Raw genomic sequence first — 6,135 nt, 5'->3', positions numbered from 1 at the left:
TCGGCGGCCGGCTGCGCGCGGGCCTGCTGCTGCTGCTGTCGCCGCTGACCGCCCTGTTCAACGCGACCTACCCGCGGCTGGCGTCCGGCTACGAACGTATGCTCGGCGTCGCCCTGGCGCGGCGCGGCGCGGTGCTGGGCTTCGCGGTGGCGCTGGCCGCGGGCGCGGCGCTGCTGGCCCCGGGGCTGGGCGTCGAGCTGATCCCGCCGATGGCCCAGGGCGAGTTCACGCTGGGCCTGGAGCTGCCCGAGGGCACGCCGCTGAGCCGGACCGACGCCCGCGTCGCCGCCATCGAGCGCGGCCTGGCCGGGATCGAGGGCATCGAGCGGACCGCCTCGGACGTGGGCGTCAGCCGCGAGGGCGACACCTCGGCCTCGCGCCGCAAGGAGAACCGGGCCGAGATCCACGTCCGCCTGGACCGCGCCGACCAGCAGCGCGAGGCCGACGTGCTGGCCGGCGTGCGCCGGGTGCTGGCGGGCTACCCCGACGTGTCCATGAAGGTGCGGCGCCAGTCGCTGTTCAGCTTCAGCGCTCCGGTGGAGGTCGACGTCTACGGCTACAACCTCGAGGACCTGCAGCGCTCCGCGGACGCGGTGGCGGCGTCCCTGGCCGAAGTCGAGGGCCTGCGGGACGTCCGCCTGAGCATGGTGCCCGGCTCGCCCGAGGTGCGCGTGGCCTTCGACCGCGACAAGCTGAACCGGCACGGCCTGAGCCTGGGCCAGGTGTCGCAGCTGGTGCGCGACAAGGTGCGCGGCAGCGTGGCCGGCCGCATCCGCGAGCGCGAGCGGCACATCGACATCCGCGTCATGAACGGCGAGGAGCAGCGCAGCACCCTGCAGTCCGTGCGCGACCTGATCGTCGCCGAGCGCGGCGGCGTGCCGATCCCGCTGGCGGCCGTGGCGACGATGTCGGTGGAGCAGGGCCCGTCGGAGATCCACCGCCTCGGCCGCAAGCGCGCCGTGATCGTCTCGGCCAACCTGGCCGGGCGCGACCTGGGCTCGGTGACGCGGGACGTCGAGCGCCGGCTGCGGGCGCTGTCCCTGCCCGCCGGCGTCACGGTCGCCATGGGCGGCCAGAACGAGGAGATGCGGGCCTCGTTCCGCTCGCTGTGGCTGGCGACCCTGTTGGCGGTGTTCCTGGTCTACCTGGTGATGGCGGCCCAGTTCGAGTCCTTCCTGCACCCCCTGATCATCATGTTCACGGTGCCGCTGGCCCTGACCGGCGCCGTGTACGGCCTGGCCCTGACCGGCACGCCGGTCAGCGTGATCGTGGTGATCGGCGCGATCATGCTGGCGGGCATCGTCGTGAACAACGGCATCGTGCTGGTGGACCGCATCAACCAGCTGCGCCGCGACCGGGACCTCGAGGCCGCCGTGCTGCAGGCCGGGCGCGAGCGGCTGCGCCCCATCCTGATGACCACGGCGACCACCGTCCTGGGCCTGCTGCCCATGGCGCTGGGCCTGGGCGAGGGCGCCGAGCTGCGCGCGCCGCTGGCGATCACCGTGATCTGGGGCCTGACGCTGGCGACCCTGCTGACCCTGGTCGTGGTGCCGGCCGCCTACGCGCTGATCACCCCGGGCCGCGCCGCCGCCGCGACGGAGGCCGCGCCCGCCCCGGTCGCCGCCGGCGTCCGCCCCGCGCGGGAAGGGGCCTGAGATGTGGCTGACCCGCCTCTCGCTGCGCCGCCCCGTGGCCCTGGCCATGGTGCTGGCGACCGTGGTCCTGCTGGGCGGCGTCTCGCTCTGGCGGCTCAAGCTCGATTTCCTGCCCCGCGTCGAGATGCCCTTCATCGGCGTCATGGTGCCCTACCCGAACGGGATCCCCGGCGAGACCGAGCGGGAGATCGTGGCGCCCATCGAGGAGATCCTCGCCACGCTCGGCGGCGTGCGCGAGATCAACAGCTACTCCGACCCCGACCAGGCCTGGGTGGGCGTCCAGTTCGACTGGGGCCGCGACGTCAACCTGCTGCGCCTGGAGGTGAAGGAGAAGATCGACCAGATCCGCGGCGACCTGCCGGACGACGTCCGCCAGATCCTGCTGCTGACCTTCAACACCAGCGACATCCCGATCATCGAGGGGCGCATCTCCGCCAAGGGGCGCGACCTGTCCGAGAGCTGGGACCTGCTGGACCAGAAGGTCATCGGGCCGCTGCAGCGCATCCCCGGCGTGGGGCGCGTGAACATCGACGGCATCCTGCCCACCCAGGTCTCGGTGTACCTGGACTTCGACCGCGTGCTGGAGCACGGCGTGGACGTGACGCGGCTGTTCCGGGAGCTGGAGTCGGCCAACGTGGAGCTGACCGTCGGCACGGTCACCGAGCAGGGGATGCGCTACGACGTGCGCACCGTCAGCGACATCCGCGGCGTGGAGGGCCTGCGCGAGCTGCCGATCGACGAGCGCGGCCTGCGCCTGCGGGACGTGGCCGACGTCGTCTACGGCGCGCCGGCCATGAGCTACGGCCGGCGGCTGAACGGCGAGCCCGCCATCGCCTTCTGGATCCAGAAGGCGTCGGGCTACAACACCGTCGAGGTGTGCGAGGCGGTCGAGCGCGAGCTGGCGCGCATCAACGAGGACCCCACGCTGCAGGGCGTCAGCAGCGTGCCCTTCTTCAACCAGGCCGACCAGATCACCGACGGCCTCAGCAGCCTGCTGCAGTCCGGCTTCGCGGGGTCGCTGCTGGCGGTGGCGATCCTCTACCTGTTCCTGCGGCGCTGGAGCATGACCCTGCTGGTCTCGCTGGCGATCCCGCTGTCGCTGCTCGGCACGGCCGTGTTCATGTACCTGGGCGGCGGCTCGCTGAACGTGCTGTCGATGATGGGGCTGATGCTCGGGGTCGGCATGCTGGTGGACAACGCGGTCGTGGTGCTCGAGTCGATCCACCGCCGCCAGCACGCCGGCGCGACGCCGGTGGCCGCCGCGATGCGGGGCACGCGCGAGGTCGCGCGCGCCATCACCGCCTCGACGCTGACCACCATCATCGTCTTCGCACCGGTCATCGTCAGCCGGGCCGACGAGACGGCGGTATGGCTGGGCGAGGTCGGCCGCACGATCGGCGTCACCCTGACGCTGTCCCTGCTGGTCAGCCTGACGGTGATCCCCGCCTTCTCGGTGCGCACCGGCCGCGACCGGCCCACCGCCCCGGACGCCGGCTGGCTGGTGCGCCTGCGCGCGCGCTACCTGCGTCTGCTTGGCTGGACCACGCTGCGGCACCCCCTGCTGACGGGCCTGGTCATCGTGCCGGCCACGCTGGCCGTCACGGCGGGCCTGATGGCCGCCACCAGCTTCAAGCCCGAAGCCTTCGGCGACGAGGGCATGCGGCGCGAGAGCCTGTACGTCGGGATGGAATTCAGCGACGCGGTGGACAAGGAGCGCGCCAGCGACGCCGTGGCCGCCGCCGAGCGGTACCTCGAGACGCGCCGGGAGGACCTCGGACTGCGCGACATCTACTCCTACTTCACGGCCGACCAGGCCGGGATCTCGCTCTTCTTCGCCGACGGCGTCGTCTCCGACCGCTTCTTCCGCCGCACGCGCGAGGACCTCAAGGAGCACCTGCCCGTCCAGGCCGGCGTCACCTACCGCTACGGCGACGAGGAGGGGCAGGGCACCGGCGCGAAGACCTTCGCGGTCACCCTCTACGGCCAGGAGACCGAGACGCTCCAGGAGCTGGCGCACGAGGCGAAGCGCCTGCTCTTGACGCTCGACGGCGTCGGCGACCTGCGCAGCGACGCCGAGTCCGGCAGCCAGGAGATCCTGGTCGACGTGGACGGCGAGGCCGCCGCCCGCCACGGCGTGTCCGCCCGCGACGTCGCGCAGGTCATGGGCCTGACCTACCGCGGGGTCCTGCTGCCGCGCCTGAACACCGGCGACAAGGAGATCGACATGTCGGTGGTGCTCGACCCGGACGACCGCGAGAGCATCGAGAACCTCGAGATCCTCACCGTGGGCGTCCACGAGGGCCGCGCCGTGCCGCTGGGGCAGGTGGCGGACTTCCGCATCGACGAGGGCCCGCGGCGCATCTTCCGCGACAACCAGAAGTCGGGCGTGACGCTGCGCGGCACGTACGAGGGCAAGGACCTCGAAGCGGGCCTCGAGCGCATCCGCGGGCTGCTGGACAACCTGGAGATGCCGATCGGCTACGGCTGGGACTTCGGTTCCGAGATCCGGCGCGCCCGGCAGCAGAACTCCGAGATGGGGCTGAACCTGCTGCTGGCGCTGGTCTGCGTCTTCTTCGTGATGGCCAGCCTGTTCGAGTCGCTGCTGCAGCCCCTGGTGGTGATGTGCTGCGTGCCGTTCGCCTCGCTGGGCGTCTTCTGGCTCTTCATGCTGACCGGCACGCCGTTCAACCTGATGGCCATGATCGGCATGGTGATCCTGATCGGCGTGGTGGTGAACAACGGCATCGTGCTGGTGGACCACGTCAACAACCACCGCCGCGGCGGCCAGCCGCTCGAGGACGCGGTCATGGCGGCCTGCGCCGACCGGCTGCGCCCCATCCTGATGACCGCGGGCACGACGGTGCTGGGCCTGCTGCCCCTGTCGCTGGCCGGGGACGCGCACGTCGGGGACGCCCAGTACTACCCGATGGCGCGCGCCATCATCGGCGGGCTGACCTCCTCGACGCTGCTGACCCTGGTCGTGCTGCCCACCTACTTCCTGCTGGCTCACCGCTACGCGGCGGCCTTCCGCGCCACGCTCGCCGACCTCGGCGGCCTGCGGCGGGATCGTCGTTGCCCGCCGGCGCCCGCCGGTGCGACAATGCCCCCGGTGTCCTGAACCCGGACCGGGGGTGGTGCCGTGAGGATCGCGCGCCCGCTGTTCGCGCTCGCCCTGCTGTGCGTGCTCGTCATGCTGTTCGTGTCGTCGGCCGCCGCGCCGCCCGCCGGCGGCGCCGAGCCCACGACCGTGATGACCTTCAACATCCGCTACGGCACCGCGGACGACGGCCCGGACGCCTGGGAACACCGCCGCTACCTCGTGCGCCTGGCGATCCGCGAGCGGCAGCCGGCGATCTTCGCCGTCCAGGAGTGCCTCTGGGAGCAGGGCGTCGAGCTGGAGCGCGCCTTCTCGGAGTACCGGATCACGGGCGTGGGGCGGGACGACGGCGAGCGCGCCGGCGAGATGTGCCTGATCTTCACGCGCCGCGACCGCTACCGCCTGCTGGACCAGGGCAACTTCTGGCTGAGCGAGACGCCGCAGACGCCGGGCAGCAGGGGCTGGGACGCCGCCTGCCCGCGCCTCGCGACCTGGGTGAAGCTCTACGACCGCCTCTGCGACCCCGACACGCTCTTCGTGTTCAACACCCACCTCGACCACGCGGGGGCGCAGGCCCGCGAGCAGGGCGCCCTGCTGCTGAGGCGGCGCCTGGCCGAGATCGCGGGCGGCCACGCGGTGCTGCTGACGGGCGACTTCAACGCGCCGGCCGACCCCGGCAGCCCGCCCTACCGGATCCTGGCGCTGGAGGGCTGGCGCGACGGCGTCGCCCTGCACGACGCCTGGCACGCCGCGTCGCCCGCCGAGCGCGCGCAGCCCGACGGCACCTTCCACGGCTTCACCGGCGTGCCCGGCCGCGGGCGCATCGACTGGATCCTGGCCGGTTCCGCGCTGCCGGCCGCCGAGGCGGGGGTCTCCCGTTTCCGCCAGGACGGCCGCTGGCCCTCGGACCACTTCCCGGTCTGGGCCGTGTTCCGGCTGCCGCGCCACCCGCCCCGCCCCGGCGACGCGGTCGACGGCGCGACGGGCGCCTCCCCGCGCTACTGAGCGTCCGCCGGCGGTACGGCTGGACCGCGGCGGCCGCTGCCGGTACGATGTCGCGGTCCGCCTCGGGCGGGGATCACGTGGTTCGGCGAACCGGACCCGCCGGCGACGTCGCGGGCGGGGGAGGAGTGCGATGACGGTGAAGGAATCCGGCGCCGGGAACGCGCTGTCACCCCGCCTGGCGACCTGGCTGCCGCCGCTGCTGTTCCTCGCCGTGGCCGGCGGGTCGATCGCGCTGTGGATCGCGCAGCGGAACGTGGAGCGGCGCGAGCTGGCCCTGGAATCCCAGGTGATGGACGAGCAGGTGCGGCTGCGGCTGTCGGCCTGGATCGACGGCCGCATCAACCTGGCGCGGGACCTGGCGGAACTGGCCGCCGCCGA

General features: G+C 72.9%; 4 protein-coding genes. All 4 read left to right on the top strand.

Annotated elements, in window-relative coordinates; translation table 11 throughout:
• A partial coding sequence (locus Q7W29_11370; protein MDO9172417.1) for an efflux RND transporter permease subunit occupies nucleotides 1-1,655 on the top strand: 1,655 nt, incomplete at its 5' end.
• Between the two features lies 1 nt (nucleotide 1,656).
• On the top strand, nucleotides 1,657-4,773 hold the full coding sequence (locus Q7W29_11365; GenBank protein MDO9172416.1) for an efflux RND transporter permease subunit: 3,117 nt from the start codon (nucleotides 1,657-1,659) through the stop codon (nucleotides 4,771-4,773).
• A 21-nt stretch (nucleotides 4,774-4,794) separates the two neighbouring features.
• Nucleotides 4,795-5,757, top strand: coding sequence for an endonuclease/exonuclease/phosphatase family protein (locus Q7W29_11360; protein MDO9172415.1), 963 nt, complete (start codon nucleotides 4,795-4,797; stop codon nucleotides 5,755-5,757).
• Nucleotides 5,758-5,887: 130 nt separating this feature from the next.
• Nucleotides 5,888-6,135, top strand: a 248-nt coding sequence (locus Q7W29_11355; protein MDO9172414.1) for a hypothetical protein, incomplete at its 3' end; no start/stop codon positions are given.

Source organism: bacterium (assembly GCA_030654305.1).
GTDB lineage: Bacteria > Krumholzibacteriota > Krumholzibacteriia > LZORAL124-64-63 > LZORAL124-64-63 > PNOJ01.
Note: the sequence above shows the minus strand (reverse complement) of the source record. Positions and strands in the feature narration are given on the sequence as shown.

Coding starts and splice junctions, on each gene's coding strand:
- Q7W29_11365 (MDO9172416.1), top strand. CDS start 1,657: ATGTGGCTGACCCGCCTCTCGCTGCGCCGCCCCGTGGCCCTGGCCATG.